Origin of the sequence: Chitinophaga niastensis (assembly GCF_003014755.1) — a bacterium.
GTDB classification, from domain to species: Bacteria; Bacteroidota; Bacteroidia; order Chitinophagales; family Chitinophagaceae; genus Chitinophaga; species Chitinophaga niastensis.
In genome coordinates this window covers 32,707-49,503 of sequence record NZ_PYAW01000003.1, presented here as the reverse complement: position 1 = coordinate 49,503, position 16,797 = coordinate 32,707, and the positions used below count along the sequence as shown (strand labels likewise).

Sequence of the window (16,797 nt, the reverse complement as noted above, 5' to 3'; positions counted from 1 at the left end):
AAAACAGATGTTACATTATTATTAAGTTATTACAGTACACTTCCTGCAAAATTATTCTTATATTCAAAATAAAAATATCATATGAAAGACCATGCAGCACTGATTACATCACTGAAAGAATTGTTGCTTAAAGGGAATGCTCATGTGACATTTGCGGAGGCTGTTAAAAAATTGCCTGTGCAGTTAAGGGGGGAGGTGCCGGAAAACATGCCCTACAGCATCTGGCAGCTTGTTGAGCATATCCGTATCACGCAATACGATATACTTGATTTTTCGAGGAATCCACACTATAAAAGTATCAATTGGCCGAAGGATTACTGGCCGAAGGAAACAGCTCCAAAAGATGATACTGCCTGGCATCACAGCCTGGATCGTATCAACAGGGAAGTGCACGAATTTATTGCGCTACTGGAAGCACCGGATGCGGATTTATTTACGCCATTTCCTCATGGCGATGGTCAGCATTTATTCCGGGAAGCGGTATTGCTGGCAGATCACAACAGTTATCATACCGGAGAAATTATTGCCCTGCGCCGTATGTTGGGTGCCTGGGGCTAAATACACTGCCACAGGCAATCAACAAACCATTTTTTACTATCAAAGAAGGAGGATACCGGCTTAAATCCTGTTTGTGCAGCTAACTGGTCTGTTTCCTCCAGGGTGTATTTTTGTGAGATCTCCATGTACAATGCTTCGTTTTCTGCGAAGGAAACAGTTACATCCTCCCCAATGTGTACCAATTGTTTTTCGAGGCTGATAAGGTAACTTTTACAGGCACCGGTGGAGGGATCATAAGTAGGGAAATGCTCGAATTTTGTGATGTCGAAATCCGCATGCAACTCACGATTTATACGATGCAGCAGGTTGAAATTAAATGCACGGGTGATACCAGTGGCATCATTATAAGCATTGAGAATTATTTGCGGATGTTTTTTCAAATCAAATCCTGTCAGCAGCAGATCGCCGGGTTGCAGATACTGCCGCAGTTGCTGGCAGAAGCTACGTGCCGCAGCTGTATTGAAGTTGCCAATATTGGCCCCCATAAACAACAACACTTTTTTCCGGGTTGAATATTCATTTAGCTGCTGCAACATATGAAAGTATTCACCATTCAGTCCGTGTAATTGCAGGTGAGGTAATTTAGCAGGCAGCTCTTTTTCTAATTGTTTAATTACGTTGGCAGATATATCAATAGGAAAATACGTATAGTCGACGGCGTTATCCAGTAATTCCCGGAGCAGATGAATAGATTTAGTAGCATCTCCGGCACCCAGTTCTACCAGGTCAAATGCGCCTGCATACTTTTGTAATGCCTGTGCTATTTGCGGGGATTGGCTGGTAAGGATTTCCATTTCGCAACCTGTCAGGTAATATTCGTGGCACTGCATGATTTGCTGAAAAAGGGCGTCACCGGCAGCATCGTAGAAATATTTGGGGTCCAGGTGTTTTTGCGGTGCAGATAAACCCTGCACAACATCATTGTAGAATGAATCAGTGGCCGGTTTGCGTTTGCATGGTGCAGGCAAAGTAGGAATTACAGTCATAAATGTCTTTTGATGTTGGAACCTTTGATTTTTTATCTATCTCCTTATATTCAAATCTTCAATCATCTTGCCAATCTTATTCCGGTAAACTGCCACCGCAATGCCGGATGGAAGAAATTACGGTAGGTAATACGGCTGTGGTTGGGTGGAGTTACTTCTGAGCCACCGCGCAATACCATCTGGCTAATCATAAACTTTCCGTTGTATTCACCTATGGCACCGGGTGCTTTGGTGAATCCGGGGTATGGCAGGTAGGCACTTTCTGTCCATTCCCAGCGTAGTCCCCACGACAATTGAGGCGCTGCGGCTTCCCATTCAAATTCGGTGGGTAGCCTGAGTCCTTTCCAGGCGGCATATGCTGCTGCCTCGTAGTAACTGATATGCGCTACCGGAGCATCCGGCATTAGCGGCTGAAGGCCTTGCCAGGTGTAATGCATCCATTGCCCATCGATGTTATACCAGTACATGGGTTTGGCGATCTGATTGTTTTTAACCCAATCCCAGCCTTCCGCGTGCCAGTAACGGAAATCCTGGTAACCGCCCGCCTGTATAAAACTGAGGTATTCGGTATTAGTAACCAACGCAGTACTGATAGCGTAATCGGGGAGGTATACTTTATGTCTGCCTAATTCATTATCAAAACAAAATCCATCCCCTGCAAATCCTATCTCATAAATACCAGCTTTCATATTTAACCAGGAAGCGTCGTGATTGTTCACTGCCGGTATTTCCTGGTGTTGTTTGCGATGGGTATCATAAGCCGGAAACAGCGGATTATGGCCAAGAATGTATTTAATATCGGTGTATAATAGTTCCTGGTGCTGTTCTTCGTGGTTCAATCCTAATGTGAAGAGCTGTTGTAATGCCGGCGTCATTTCCTGTTCCAGGAAAACGAACATGGCTTCATCTACATGTTTTCTGTAACGCATAATATCTTCTACTGCAGGGCGGCTAAGATTGCCACGGTCTGTGCGGATAACGCGGGCACCCACTGATTCGTAGTAGCTGTTGAAAACAAAATTATATTGCGGATCAAATTCCGTATATCCTTTAGCGTTAGGGAGTAAAATAAAAGTTTCAAAGAACCAGGTAGTATGGCCCAAATGCCATTTGGGCGGACTTACATCTCCTATGGGTTGTATTACATAGTCTTCTGTTTTGAGCGGTGCGCAGATGGCTTCCGTTCTTTTACGCACGGTTTCATATTCTTTTTTTAATGACATAATTACAGGTGGTTACTGATGGTTCACGTAGTTTGTAAATGCTGAAATACTGTTGATATGCAACCGGGTAGCGGCAGACCTACGCATCATCAAAGCATAGGTGTTATTAAATCCGATTGGTTTCAACCATTTTACCTGAAACTGTTTTTCAAATCCCATACTCACATAATCGTATACTTTTTTGCTGTCTGATATGATGCTGTCTACTACCGGTTGCGGCGTTTGCAGGATCACCAGCAAACCGGTACCGGTGTATTCCGGGTACATGTCTATCTGGTCATTCGTTAAGGCATCAAAAACAATTTTGGTACCCCCTAATCCTGTTTTAGTCATCGCCGACAGATCGGTGTAGCCTTCAATCAACATTTTGTACATATTTGCGAGGATATAGCCATCGCCGAAAATTTTTGAGCCTATGCGAATGGTGCCTTTACTACCGTTGCTGGCTGGTTTCCAGAGCTTTGCAGCTACCAGGAAATCTTTTGCCACCTTTTCCGGATTTTGTTTGAGATAATCTACCCGATAGTTTAATTCCGTCATTATGCTATCATTAATTGTACCAGAGAGCAGGTTGAGTGCCGGTTCCAGTTCGGGATATTTTTCCAGTGTTTCGTCGCGTACAATGGGAGCGGCGTAATAGGGCGGAAAAATGTGTTTATCATCTTCCAGCACTACCAGATCAAAAGCCTTTACCCTGCCATCAGTGCTGCTTCCACTGATAACATCCAGTTTTTTTTCGTAGGCAGCTTTGTACATAATCATATCACTGATCACGAGCGTACGGATATGAAGTCCGTATACAGATTTAAGTCCCAGGTAACCATCTTTTCTGCCCATAAATTCCGGTGTGAAACCCGCCAGCATTTTACTGCTGTAGGTATCGGGGATCAGGTAAAAGGAGGATAGTACCAGGAAGATGACCGGCAGCGCGTAGAGCGCCTTCCCGGATCTGCGGATATTGATATGTTGCAGCAGGGAGAGCAGCCAATCGAACAGGATGGCCAGGAGTGCTGCTGGTATTGCTCCTGCCAGCATCATATTGGTATTGTTGAGGGCAATGCCGCCAAAAATAAACTCCCCGAGTCCGCCGGCAGCAATGTAAGCAGCCAGTGTAGCCACGCCTACGTTAATCACTGTAGCGGTGCGTATACCGGCGAGTATTACCGGTAAGGCCAGCGGAAGCTGTACTTTAAACAACAATTGTTGCCGGCTCAATCCCATGCCGGTAGCGGCTTCTATTACATTGTTATCCACGCCGTTAATACCGGTGTAAGTGTTACGGATGATGGGCAGCAATGCATACAGGAATAAGGCTACTATAGCGGGTTTGGGTCCGATGCCCAATAAAGGGATCATGAAACCCAGCAGGGCTATACTGGGAATGGTTTGCATTACACCTGCAAAACCGAGTACCAATGCCGCCATCTTTTTTCTGCGGGTGATGAAAATGCCCAAAGGCACACCTATGGCTACTGCCAGCAATACCGAAATGAAAGTAAGGCCGGTATGCGTGAGCGTTTGCTCCAGCAGTTTGCCGGATTGTTGTTGTACGAAATCGAAAAAAGTTTCCGGTGCATCCATGCGGGCTTATTGTTTTTTATAGGAGGCTATAGCATCCATTAATGCGTTACCATCTATTTCTTTTTGTTCCTGGTCGCAGACAACAGTTACCGGGCTATGGGTCATTGCTGCCAATGCTTCCCAACAGGAGCTTTCAGCGGGAAGTTGCTGTAAGCCGGCAGGGATATCTTTGGTAGTAAGAAAGGGCCAGAGGTCCTGTAATAACAGCGATTTCAGTTCCAGTTGTAATCGTTGCGGATCTAAAAAAGTTTGCACAAAATCATTAGCGGGTTTAAAGAGCAATGCAGTAGCGGGTCCCAGCTGTTGAATACGTCCTTCGTTCATTAAGCAGATACGATCGCCCAGTTCAAAAGCTTCTTCTACATCGTGTGTTACCAGGATGATCGTTTTGCTATTGAGTTCATCCAGTGCTTTGAATTCTTTTCGTATACTGATGCGCGTTAACGGATCCAGTGCACCGAAGGGTTCATCCAGCAGTAATACCGGCGGATCTGCTGCCAGTGCCCTTGCCAGGCCAACCCGTTGTTGCTGTCCGCCACTGAGTTGATGGGGATACACTTCTGCATAGGTGGCTGCCGGTAAACGGAGTTTATCCATTAACGTTATAGTGCGGTTACGGATGCGTGTTTTGTCCCATTGCAACAATGCCGGCACTGTGCCGATGTTTTCACTGACCGTATAATGCGGGAACAAGCCGGTGTTTTGCAGGACATATCCAATACTCCTGCGAAGAACAGCCGGTGATTGTTGTTGTACATCTTTTCCGTTTACATAGATGTGGCCGCTACCGGGATCCAGGAGGCGGTTGATCATGCGCAGGGTTGTGGTTTTGCCACAGCCGCTGGTGCCCAGCAATACCAGTGTTTCTCCTTCCTGTACTTCAAAGGAGATATCATCTACTGCTTTTTTTGCTGTGTTGAAATACTTTGTAACATGATCCAGTTTAATCATGAGCAATTCATGGGAATGGGGAAAAATATACTCAGATTGACGGCTATTTTTCCAATGTCATAAAAAGATTATTTAGTGACTCTGCGTACAACGGATGTGCAAAGATCATTTCCCGTATCTGCATGGCCGTTATACCTCCTAACATGGCCATTTGCAGGATAGACATTGTTTCTCCACCTTCGGTGCCAATGATAGCGGCACCTAGCAGCACGTCGGTATTTGCGTGTACAATGGCTTTCATGAAACCTGTTGTTTGCCCCGTTTCTATGGCTCTTGCTATTTTATCCATACCCAGGCAAGCTATTTTCACAGGAATACCGTCTTTTAGCGCTTCTTTTTCTGTAATGCCTATGCGACCCAGTTGAGGGTCAGTAAACATACAATAGGGCACTTGCCTTGATTTGATCGACAAGTTAGCATTTTCAAACAAATTTTTATAGATGATGAGATGATCATTGTAAGAGATATGTGTGAATGCCGGCCCGCCTTTTACATCACCGATAGCGTAGATGCCCGGTGCGCTGGTTTCCAGGCGATCATTTACCTGTATAAACCCTTTTTCATCTGTTATTACATTTGTGTTAGCTAATTGTAAAGCAGCAGATTGTGACTTGCGACCGGTAGCTATCAGTATATGTGATCCCGTTAGTGTTGTTTTACGGGTGCCGGTGATAATATCTACAGCGATGCCGGCAGGTGTTTTAGAGATGCGTTCTGCGGTGGTGCCGGTAAATACCCTGGTGCCTTCCGCTTCCATGAATTTTTTTATTACAGCCGCTACATCTGCATCTTCCTTTGATACCAGTTGTGGTGCTGTTTCGATGATCATAACGTTACTGCCTAAACGCTGATAGAGTTGCCCCATTTCCAATGCAATATAACTGCCGCCCAGGATGATGAGGTCCTTTGGTACAGCAATTTCATCGAGCATAGTAGTGGAGGTGAGGTAGGGCACATCTGAGAGCCCTGGTATGGGTGGTATTAATGGCGTAGCGCCGGTATTGATAAAGATATGTTCTGCGGTGAGTGTGCTTTTGCCGCCATTGTGCAGGGCTACCCGGATGGTTTTATGACCGCTGAAAGCGGCGCTGCCAAAGATGACCGTTACACCTTCCGTACTTTCCAGGCCTTTTGCCGTACCGTTCCGGAATTGCTCAACGATATCATTTTTTCTTGCCACAATATAAGGGAGATCAATGGTGTATCCATTGTTATGAATGCCCCAGGTTTTGCTGTGGGCAATGGTGTTGGCCACTTTAGCGCAGGCTATCATGGCTTTGGTGGGTGTACATCCGTCATTGATGCAGGTGCCACCGAGGTACCGTTGTTCAATGATGGCTGTTTTCCATCCTTTTTTCGCCAGTTTTTTTGCCAGGGGTGTACCACCCTGACCGGAACCAATTACAATAGCGTCAAATTTTTCCATATTGACATCTTTAAAGAGCGGGGCCAAATATTATGCCCGGGAGGATAATAAATATATTTAAAAATTACGAATTACGAATTGCGAATTACGGATCAACGGGAAGATCTTCGCGGATAACCGTAATTCGTAATTCGCAATTCGCAATTCGTAATTTTTAATTGCATTATCTTTGCGGTTTCCGGAAAAAATTATTGACTTTGGTAAAGATTGACAACATAACGCTACCCGATTTTCCATTGCTGCTGGCACCAATGGAAGATGTGAGCGATCCTCCGTTCCGCGCTATCTGCAAGGACGCGGGGGCCGACCTGATGTATACTGAATTTATTTCAAGCGAAGGGTTGATCCGGGATGCGATTAAATGCAGGAGGAAACTGGATATTTTTGAGTACGAACGTCCTGTTGGTATTCAGATATTTGGTGGAGATGAGGACAGCTTGGCGATGGCTGCAAAGATAGTAGATGTTACCAATCCCGATTTGCTGGACATCAACTTTGGATGCCCTGTAAAAAAGGTGGCCGGAAAAGGAGCAGGAGCAGGCGTATTGAAGGATCTGGACCTGATGGTACGGCTGACAGATGCCTGTGTAAAGGCTACTAAACTGCCTGTTACCGTGAAAACGAGACTGGGCTGGGATGAAGATTCCAAAAATATTGAAGAAGTGGCAGAACGTCTGCAGGATGTAGGCATCAAAGCACTGGCCATTCACGGACGTACCCGTTGCCAGATGTACAAAGGCGAAGCTGACTGGTCGCTGATTGCCAAAGTAAAGAACAATCCCCGTATACATATTCCCATTTTTGGTAATGGAGATATTAATAGTCCGCAGAAAGCCCTGGAATATAAGAACCGCTATGGTGTTGATGGTATTATGATAGGTCGCGCTGTAATTGGCTACCCATGGCTATTCCGTGAGATCAAACATTATGTGCAAACCGGTGAAATCATGGCAGGACCCACGCTGGAAGAGCGTATTGCTGTGAGCAAAAAACACCTGCGTTTATCTGTAGAATGGAAGGGACCTGTACAGGGGATCAATGAAATGCGTGGTTGTTATGCTAATTATCTCAAAGGACTGCCTGATATCAAACAATTCCGCAGCCGCCTGGTAATAATGAAAACAGTTGAAGAAGTAGAAGAAGTATTGGATGAAATTGAAGCTTATTATAAAGGCATTGAGTTAGCTAATGCTCCTATTGAACTGATTGATTATCATCAGAACTGCCCATTATAGGTAATTATCTGTAAAAATATCTCCCGTAGGAAACTCCATCGCGCTGGTGAAATTTTATGATATATTAAAACATATTATGCATATGTTTTGTTATATCATAAAATTCGCCTGATGCTCAAACCTACTCTTCCAGTCGCAGTACTTATCTGCAGTTTTTTATGGATCATTTCCTGTAATTCATCTCCCAAACAAAATCCTTTGCTAAAAAGCAGTACTGTTTTGCCTGACAGTAATTCGTATAGCGGTATCCGTTATAGAGATCAGCAGCATATTGAAAAAGTGGTACTCAGTTTTTGTGAGCACTTCGATAATGGTGCACTGGATAAATGCCTGGAGTATATGGATGACAGCATTCGTGGTGAAATAGATGGTGTGAAATTGAAAGGCAAGCAGAACTGGTCTGCTAAAATAGGTGAATTGCAGAAAAGCATTAAGGATACACATTATCAGACCCGGCACATGATTACCAATATGCAGTTTTTCCCGGGTGCAGATGATACGGTGAAAGTAAGCATGTATAGTGCCTGGCTATGGACAGATCTGACCACAGGACAGATTCAGCTAATGTCTATGGGATATTACAAAGGCAAAGTAGTGCAGAAGGGAGGTAAATGGTTTATTGCGGTACTCAATTCACTGCCGGACAGCAGGCTGGTAAAGCAGTTTTACCAGGATGTGCGGGAGGATAGTGTGAAGGTGCGGTGAATTATAAATGCGAGAGATTTTGTTTATATTTGAAAGATGAATAAAAAGTAAAAATCAGACGAATATGACAGATATTCAATTGTATACACAAATCTCTTCTTTACCGGCAGATCTTAAGAAAGAGGTAAAAGATTTTGTTGAGTTTCTGAAGCAGAAATCAAGATCAAAGAAGAACCTGAAAGAAAGAAAATTTGGGTATGCCAAAGGTTTTTTTAAAGTTTCGGCTGATTTTGATGCACCAATTGATGATTTTAAAGATTATCAATAATGCAATTACTGCTGGACACGCATGCTTTTATCTGGTTTGTGGCTGGTGATGATTCGCTCCCACCAAAGGTAGTTGCCGCTATAAAAAATGTTAATAATAAATGTTATCTCAGTATTGGCAGTATATGGGAAATGGCCATCAAGATTAGTCTGAAAAAACTTGAATTGAAATCAGATTTTAATAAAATAATTGAAATTCTTGAAGATAACGATATTGAAATCTTGCCTATTACTTTTAGTCATATACAAAAACTCCTTTCCCTTGAATGGCATCATAGAGATCCATTTGACAGAATTATATTAGCGCAGGGTATTGTTGAGCATTTTACTATTGTAAGTAAGGACGAAAACTTTGGAAGCTACACCAGTAGAATACTCTGGAATTGATTTTATGAATGGAAGCCTTATAGTGACGCTACTATAAGACTTCTCTTTTATCTCACCCCTATTAGATTGCATTTTTCTCACCCTATAAAAAAATCTATCTTACCTGTGATTATCTGCCCCGCTTTGCGAATAATATAGCAAGACATTACCCGCATTCAATGAACACTATACCGGATAAAGCAGCATTTTTACAGCTAATACAGGAGAACAGGCGTATTATTTTTAAGATATGCACCTCCTATTGCTATAACCAGTATGCCCGCGAGGATCTGGCACAGGAGATTATTTACCAGCTATGGAAATCATCTTCTTCCTATAATGCAGATTATAAGTTTACCACCTGGATGTATCGCATTGCGTTAAATGTGGCTATCTCCTTTTACCGGAAGGGGAAAAGCAGTAACAGGACTGTGCCTGTGACGGAGCATTTGATAGCAATAGAAGAGGTGGAGGAGCCGGTGGAAGAGATAGAAGAGCAGATCAGTTTATTACAGCAATATATAAATCAGTTTAATGAGCTGGACAGGGCATTGATGATCCTTTACCTGGAAGAAAAAAGTTACCGCGAAATAGGAGAGATCCTCGGTATCACAGAAACGAATGTGGCTACAAAGCTAAGCCGGTTAAAAGCCCGGTTAAAACAAAATTTTTCAAACCATAAATAAACAATACCATGGAAGCAGATTTAAAAGCCATCTGGCAGGCCTATGATGCCAGGTTGGATAAATCCATGAAAGTGAACCTTCATATAATTGAAATGATACAGTCGCAGCAGGTGCGGTTATCTTTCCGGCCATTGGTGCGGTTTAGCACTATTGCGGTAGTATTAGGTGTCTTTTGGGTGCTCTTTGTAGGATTTCTTTTGTATCACGGCTGGCACCAGTTTTTCTTTGCCGTAGGTGCCTTATCGAGCATTGTTTTCAGTATCATTGCTATGATAGGGTATATTCAGCAGATCCGGCTGATTAATAGTATCAACTACAGCGCCAGCATCACCGAAACACAGGAACAGCTGGCCATATTGCAGGTGTCTGCTATTAAGTTTATGCGTGTAATGTGGTTGTCTATGCCCGGTTATTCTATCTTTTTTATCCCAAATTATATGATCACCCATGGGGGAACGCTTTACTGGGTTATTCAGATCACTATCACCGGTGCCCTCACTTTTCTGGCGCTTTGGTTATACCGGAATATATCTTTCAAAAACAAAGATAAAAAATGGGTAAAAGCTTTGCTATGGAATGATGGCGGAAAATCAATTGCGAAAGCCCGGGAGTTTCTGAAAGAAATAGATGATTTTAAAAAAGAAGTGGGATGAGAAATTTTTAAATAAATAAAAAATGCTCCGGTAAATCACCGGAGCATTTTTTTTATTTAGCCAGGATCTCTTTCGCAATACTATCAGGAACGGTCTGGTACCCATCAAACGTTAATGAAGCTGAGGCTCTTCCCGAAGAGAGTGTACGCAACACCGTTATATAACCGAATAATTCCGCCAACGGCACCTGTGCAGTGATCTCCTGCACCTGCGCATTCATTTCCATATGTTTAATGATACCACGACGTCTGTTCAGATCACCTGTCAGGATACCGGTATATTCTTCCGGCATGGTGACTTCCACTTTCATCCATGGTTCCAGTAAACGTGGCGCTGCTTTGGTAGCGCTGTTTTTGAATCCGATGATAGCGGCATGTTCAAAATCCAATGCGTGCGAATCAGTAGGATGGATGGCTCCATCCAGTAACCGTACCCGCATAGATTTCACCGGGTAACCTGCCAGGGCACCATTATGCATGGCGGCCTCAAAGCCTTTGCTGATAGCAGGGATGAACTCTTTAGGAATGGATCCACCTTTTATTTCGTTGATGAATTCCAGTCCGGCTACATCATCTTCCCGTGGCGATATTTCAAATTCGATGTTTGCAAAATTGCCGGAGCCGCCATTTTGTTTTTTGTACACCTCGCGGTGGGTAATGGCTTTCGTGAATATTTCCTTGTAGGCAATCTGTGGTTTCCCTCTGTTTACTTCCAGGTGATGTTCTGCCGACAGTTTTTCCAATACCACTTCCAGGTGCAGTTCGCCCATTCCTTTCAGGATGGTTTGACCAGTGGCCGTGTCTACGGCTACACTCAGCGTAGGATCTTCCTCCAGCAGGCGCGCCAGGGCTTCGCCCAGTTTGTCCGAATCCTTTGCTGATTTTGCTTCTATCGCGTAGCCGATCATTGGTTCCGGGAAGCTGATCTTTTCCAGTAAAAGCGGATGGTCCGGATGCGACAATGTATCGCCGGTTTTTACATCTTTTAAACCTACCACCGCGCCGATGTCGCCTGCACTGATTTCATCTATCGTTTCATATTTATCGGACATGATACGCATCAAACGGCTGATCCTTACTTTACGGCCAGTACGGCTGTTCCAGAGGGTGTCGCCACTTTTCAGAGTGCCGGCATAGATACGTACTAACGTTAACTTCCCTACGTAATCATCTGTGATGATTTTGAAAGCAAGACCCGCCAGCGGCGCTGTTTCGTTGGTATTGATCATCACCGGTTCATCTGTTAACGGATCCATGGCGCTTACCTGCGGAATATCCACAGGAGCAGGGAGATACGTAACCACTGCGTCGAGCAGGGGTTGTATGCCCTTGTTTTTATACGCTGCACCTGCGAGTACCGGCACTGCTTCCATGCGGATGGTAGCACCGCGTAAGGCGGTGTATATGTCATCTGCCGTGATGCTGTCCGGATCAGCGGTGTATTTATTCAGCAAGGACTCATCCAGTAATGATAATTCTTCCAGCAGATAATTACGTCCTTCACGGGCCACTGTTTGCATGTCTGCAGGGATTTCCAGTTCGTCATATGTTTTACCATCTTCACTGTTCCATACCAATGCTTTCATTTTTATGAGATCTACCACACCCGTAAAAGTATCTTCTGCGCCAATGGGCAATTGTACCGGTAATACATTAGCGTTTAGCCGTTGCCGTATCTCTTTCACAACACGTTGAAAGTCGGCGCCCTGCCGGTCCATTTTATTAATGAACACAATACGGGGTATATTATAATGATTCGCCTGATGCCATACTGTTTCTGATTGCGGCTGTACACCGGAGCGGGCGCAGAATACCGCTATTGCACTATCCAATACACGCAATGATCGTTCTACTTCCGCTGTGAAATCCACGTGGCCGGGCGTATCAATAATATTTACCTGCCAGGTATTGTTATTATGTTTCCAATAGGTAGTAATCGCTGCAGATGAAATAGTGATACCTCTTTTTTCTTCCTGTGGGTCACTGTCCATCACGGTATTTCCCTCGTCCACGTTACCCAGTTTGTGTGTAATGCCGGTGAAGTACAGCATGCGTTCTGTCAGGGTAGTTTTCCCTGCGTCTACGTGAGCCATGATACCTATATTTCTAAAATCCGCTAAGCGTTTCATATAATTATTGTTTAAAAAAGAAATAAAAAAAGACCTCTCATTGGGTAATGAGAGGTCTTTGCTACATGCAACAAGATGCCTGACATTACCGGACCAGCCGTGTATATGCAATTGACAATGATTTAATTAAAAATTTCCTGTTGCAGTTCATTGTTATCGTTTTATGATGGTAAATTGTCAGGGTAGTGGGGGAGACAAATAAAAAGGGCCTCTTCGGATGAAGAGGCCCTTGAAAAGATTTCAGGAGTTATATATTAACCTCTCATATCCGGGATGGATCTGCCTCCCCGTTTTGAATAAAGACAATGCATGTGCTTGCAATTACCGCTCTGATAACAGTATTTGCGTTGATGCTTGTCTGATATGTAAGGATGTTGTTCATGTGTTGATGAAATTGCGATGCAAAGATACGGCAATTATATTTAAAAAGATAATTTGTTAAAGGAAAGCACGCGATTTTTGTCTTTCTCCCGATTAGGCTGATTATACTGATTATTCTGATTTTATTTTGATTTTGGAAGATTTAAAAAATAAAATCAGAATAATCAGTATAATCAGCCTAATCCTGAGCAAGACAATCAAATAATTTATCTATATCTTCTTTATTATTATAAAAACTCAGCGCAATAGTGAGCTGATTATTTTTATACCTCGCTTCAATATTATTTTGTTGTACCTGTACAAATTGCGCAGGCGTAATATCCAGTCGTTGAATGGCAGAACGGTGTGCTGGCGAAAAGTCCGATAATAGCTTGATGTTATGTTTTTCGGCTTTTTCAGCAAGATAGCTGATCAGCGTCTGCACATATGCTTCGATATCGGGAATGCCTATACGATGCAGGTATTGCAAGGCTTCACGCAGTAAGAGGATATTAATAAAGGGAGGCGTACCTGTTTCAAATACCAATGCATCTTTCTTTGGTGTAAACTGTGTGTAGTCTTTTACAGAATGAAAATCCGCTGTTGAATAATCCACATTGTACCAGCTCATTACCTTTGGCTGGTATTGATCCAACAGCTTTTGCGATACGTACATAGCACCAATCCCATATCCTGCTGTTACCCATTTGTAGGCGTGGAAGATGAGGATATCAATATTGAATTCCTGTACATCCAGGTGGTTTACACCAAAAGATTGTGTAGCATCCACTATATGAATAAGGCCATGTTGTTTGCATAATTCACCTATACGTTTCAGGTCTTGCCGGAAGCCGGTTCTGAACATCACGTGGCTGGTGATCAGTATTTTAGTGGCAGGGGTTATTTGTGCGGCAATATCAGCTACAGAAATATGACCGGTAGGATCACTATTTACCAGATGCACGGTGTGGCCATTATGTATCCAGCCCACAAAGCTGGTGGGGAATTCATCATGCATGGTGATGATTTCATAATGCTTTGGAAACATACTGTACAGCATGGTCATAGCATGTGCGGTGCTGGTAATAAACGCTATTTCACTGGCCTTTGCATGGATCATCTCCGCCAGTAAGGTGCGCGTATCTTTTGCTTTATTATCCCATCCGGGCATTACCATCCTGCCTTTTTCGCTTAGTTCCGTTAGCAGTTCATTTGCTTTTTGTACCAGGGGGGTGCTCACAGGCCCGCCGCCATTGGTGCACAGATAAACATAGTTGTTGAAAACCGGGTAATCTGCCCTTATTTTTTCCCATTTATTCATATGCGGAAAGTTATACTATTTTATTATTTTCTTCACTATAATACACAATATAAACCATAGAAGGAGGGGGGAGCGGAGATTCTGTCTTTTATGTAATAACTTGCGGTTCTACAAGGACGTATTTCATTTACAAATCAAGGTTTTAGTATGTGGAGAAAACGGAATCTCATTATCTGTTCAATTACATTTTTATTTGCCATTAAGGCTACCGCGCAGCAACCCGCTTTATTCAGACAAGCAGGCGCTCCTGTTAATGAGCGGGTGAATGATCTGTTGCATACCCTTACGTTGAAAGAAAAGATTTCATTGCTGGGGTATAACAGTCCGGCTATAGACCGTTTGCATATTCCTGCCTATAACTGGTGGAATGAAGCGTTGCATGGTATTGCCCGCGGTGGTGAAGCTACGGTGTTTCCTCAGGCTATCGGTCTTTCTGCCTCCTTTAACGCGCCACTGGCCAAAGAAGTAGCCAACACCATTGCTACAGAGGCCCGTGCAAAATACAATATGGCTACACAGTTGAACCGGCATGTACAATACATGGGCCTTAACTTCTGGACACCTAACGTTAATATTTTCCGCGATCCCCGCTGGGGCCGCGGGCAGGAAACATATGGTGAAGATCCTTACCTGACGGCTACTATGGCCGGTGCTTTTGTACAGGGTTTGCAGGGAGATGAACCGGGTATGTTGAAGACCGCCGCCTGTGCCAAACATTTTGCAGTGCACAGCGGACCGGAAGCGGATCGCCATAGTTTTAATGCCATCATCGATGAAAAAGACCTGCGTGAAACATATCTCTATGCTTTTAAAAGGATGGTAGATGATAAAGTGGAATCTATCATGTGCGCTTATAACCGGGTAAACAGTCAGCCTTGCTGCACGGGTAACACGCTGCTGCAGGACATTCTGCGTCATGAATGGAAATTTGGCGGGCAGGTAGTTACTGATTGCTGGGCGCTGGATGATATCTGGTTAAGACATAAAGCGATTCCTACACGGGAAGAGGTAGCCGTTGCAGCGATCAAAGCCGGCGTAAACCTCGACTGCGCCAATATTCTGCAGGATGATGTGCTGAGTGCTATTAAAAAAGGGTGGCTTACCAATGCCGATGTAGATAGTGCGCTGAGTGCCAGCTTGCGTACGCAAATGAAACTGGGGTTGTTTAATGATCCCTCTGCGAGTCAATACAGCAGCTATGCCGGCGATAGTGTAAACAACAGCTATCATGCCCAATTGGCCCGTGATGCGGCGAGAGAGAGCATGATATTGCTGAAGAACGATGGTGTGTTGCCATTGCAGCAGGAAAAATATGCGTCTATGCTCGTTGCCGGTTCTAATTCCGCCTCGCTGGAAGCCTTGATGGGCAATTATCACGGGGTATCCGGCAATATGGTTACGTTTGCAGCCGGATTGGCAAAAGCAGCCGGACCAGGTATGGCTATGCAATATGACCAGGGCTGCGACTTTACGGATACGTTGCATTTTGGTGGCATATGGGCGTCTCAGAACTGCGATGTTACGGTAGCGGTGATCGGCTTAACACCTTTGCTGGAAGGAGAAGAAGGAGATGCCTTTCTTTCCGGCTCCGGTGGCGATAGAAATTCGTTGAGCCTTCCCCGTTCGCAGATATTGTTTATGAAGAAACTCCGGGAAGCACATAAAAAACCTATTATCGCTGTGATCACTGCGGGTAGTGCGGTAGATGTGGCAGCCATTGCACCTTATGCGGATGCTGTTATACTGGCCTGGTACCCCGGAGAACAAGGTGGTAACGCACTCGCGGATATCATCTTCGGAAAATATTCACCCGCAGGGCGCCTGCCTGTTACCTTTTATCAATCGCTAAAGGATTTACCGGATTATAAGGACTACAGCATGAAAAACCGTACCTACCGTTATTTTAAAGGGAAAGCAGCTTATCCTTTTGGCTACGGTCTTAGCTATACGAAATTTGATTATGCATGGCAACAAGCGCCTGCCAAAGATTACAGCATCAATGATACTATTCGTATGGCCATTGACGTGAAAAATACCGGTAACTATGATGGTGATGAAGTAGTGCAGGCATACATTACTTATCCTGTTGCGGAACGGATGCCATTGAAAGAGTTAAAAGCTTTTAAGCGTGTTCATATTCAGAAAGATGGAAAAGCAGTGGTGCAACTGGAGATCCCGGTAACGGACTTACAAAAATGGGATCTGCAGGAACATACATGGAAGTTATATAAGGGAAGCTACAAAATCAATGTAGGAAAGAGTTCTGCGGATTTTGAGCTGATAAGGGAGGTAAATGTTGAGTAAAATAATAGTCTTTCTCCCGATTAGGCTGATTATACTGATTACCCTGA

General features: G+C 44.0%; 15 protein-coding genes. 8 read left to right on the top strand and 7 right to left on the bottom strand.

Annotated elements, in window-relative coordinates; translation table 11 throughout:
• The first annotated feature begins 81 nt into the window (after positions 1 to 81).
• Entirely contained in the window at positions 82 to 558 is a 477-nt protein-coding gene (locus CLV51_RS14930; RefSeq protein ID WP_106528871.1) for a DinB family protein, read from the top strand.
• On the opposite strand, the gene egtD is transcribed toward CLV51_RS14930, so the two are convergent.
• The 5 genes from egtD to CLV51_RS14905 form a co-directional block, all read right to left on the bottom strand.
• Complete coding sequence (egtD, locus tag CLV51_RS14925; protein WP_106528870.1) at positions 555 to 1,544, bottom strand: L-histidine N(alpha)-methyltransferase; 990 nt, start codon at positions 1,542 to 1,544, stop codon at positions 555 to 557. The genes CLV51_RS14930 and egtD overlap by 4 nt on opposite strands.
• A 62-nt stretch (positions 1,545 to 1,606) precedes the next feature.
• Positions 1,607 to 2,767, bottom strand: a complete 1,161-nt coding sequence (gene egtB, locus CLV51_RS14920; protein ID WP_106528869.1) for an ergothioneine biosynthesis protein EgtB — start codon at positions 2,765 to 2,767, stop codon at positions 1,607 to 1,609.
• A gap of 12 nt (positions 2,768 to 2,779) precedes the next feature.
• Positions 2,780 to 4,348, bottom strand: coding sequence for an ABC transporter permease/substrate-binding protein (locus CLV51_RS14915; protein WP_106528868.1), 1,569 nt, complete (start codon positions 4,346 to 4,348; stop codon positions 2,780 to 2,782).
• A 6-nt stretch (positions 4,349 to 4,354) separates the two neighbouring features.
• A complete protein-coding gene (locus tag CLV51_RS14910) occupies positions 4,355 to 5,299 on the bottom strand; it encodes an ABC transporter ATP-binding protein (RefSeq protein WP_106528867.1) in 945 nt (314 codons plus the stop codon).
• 43 nt (positions 5,300 to 5,342) lie between these two features.
• Positions 5,343 to 6,725 carry a mercuric reductase gene (locus tag CLV51_RS14905; RefSeq protein WP_106528866.1) on the bottom strand — a complete coding sequence of 461 codons (1,383 nt, stop codon included), beginning with the start codon at positions 6,723 to 6,725 and terminating at the stop codon, positions 5,343 to 5,345.
• 197 nt (positions 6,726 to 6,922) lie between these two features.
• Between CLV51_RS14905 and dusB the strand changes: the two genes are divergently transcribed.
• From dusB to CLV51_RS14875, 6 genes are all read left to right on the top strand, one after another.
• The gene (gene dusB, locus CLV51_RS14900; protein ID WP_106528865.1) at positions 6,923 to 7,960 is read left to right on the top strand and encodes a tRNA dihydrouridine synthase DusB; all 1,038 of its coding nucleotides are present in this window, start codon (positions 6,923 to 6,925) and stop codon (positions 7,958 to 7,960) included.
• 111 nt (positions 7,961 to 8,071) lie between these two features.
• On the top strand, positions 8,072 to 8,665 hold the full coding sequence (locus tag CLV51_RS14895) for a nuclear transport factor 2 family protein (protein ID WP_106528864.1): 594 nt from the start codon (positions 8,072 to 8,074) through the stop codon (positions 8,663 to 8,665).
• A 64-nt stretch (positions 8,666 to 8,729) separates the two neighbouring features.
• A complete protein-coding gene (gene vapB, locus CLV51_RS14890; RefSeq protein ID WP_106528863.1) occupies positions 8,730 to 8,933 on the top strand; it encodes a type II toxin-antitoxin system VapB family antitoxin in 204 nt (67 codons plus the stop codon).
• Positions 8,933 to 9,319 carry a type II toxin-antitoxin system VapC family toxin gene (locus tag CLV51_RS14885; protein ID WP_106528862.1) on the top strand — a complete coding sequence of 129 codons (387 nt, stop codon included), beginning with the start codon at positions 8,933 to 8,935 and terminating at the stop codon, positions 9,317 to 9,319. Before vapB ends, CLV51_RS14885 begins: the two co-directional genes overlap by 1 nt.
• Positions 9,320 to 9,477: 158 nt before the next feature.
• Positions 9,478 to 9,984: an RNA polymerase sigma factor gene (locus CLV51_RS14880; RefSeq protein WP_106528861.1), complete on the top strand. Its 507-nt coding sequence runs from the start codon at positions 9,478 to 9,480 to the stop codon at positions 9,982 to 9,984.
• A gap of 8 nt (positions 9,985 to 9,992) precedes the next feature.
• On the top strand, positions 9,993 to 10,637 hold the full coding sequence (locus CLV51_RS14875) for a hypothetical protein (RefSeq protein ID WP_106528860.1): 645 nt from the start codon (positions 9,993 to 9,995) through the stop codon (positions 10,635 to 10,637).
• 52 nt (positions 10,638 to 10,689) lie between these two features.
• Here CLV51_RS14875 and fusA read toward each other — a convergent pair whose 3' ends face one another.
• Together fusA and CLV51_RS14865 are read right to left on the bottom strand one after the other, a co-directional pair.
• Positions 10,690 to 12,765, bottom strand: coding sequence for an elongation factor G (fusA, locus tag CLV51_RS14870; RefSeq protein ID WP_106528859.1), 2,076 nt, complete (start codon positions 12,763 to 12,765; stop codon positions 10,690 to 10,692).
• A gap of 559 nt (positions 12,766 to 13,324) precedes the next feature.
• On the bottom strand, positions 13,325 to 14,446 hold the full coding sequence (locus CLV51_RS14865; RefSeq protein WP_106528858.1) for an aminotransferase class V-fold PLP-dependent enzyme: 1,122 nt from the start codon (positions 14,444 to 14,446) through the stop codon (positions 13,325 to 13,327).
• A gap of 147 nt (positions 14,447 to 14,593) precedes the next feature.
• Between CLV51_RS14865 and CLV51_RS14860 the strand changes: the two genes are divergently transcribed.
• Positions 14,594 to 16,750 (top strand): glycoside hydrolase family 3 protein, encoded by a 2,157-nt coding sequence (locus CLV51_RS14860; protein WP_106528857.1) that lies wholly within the window; start codon positions 14,594 to 14,596, stop codon positions 16,748 to 16,750.
• Positions 16,751 to 16,797: the final 47 nt, after the last annotated feature.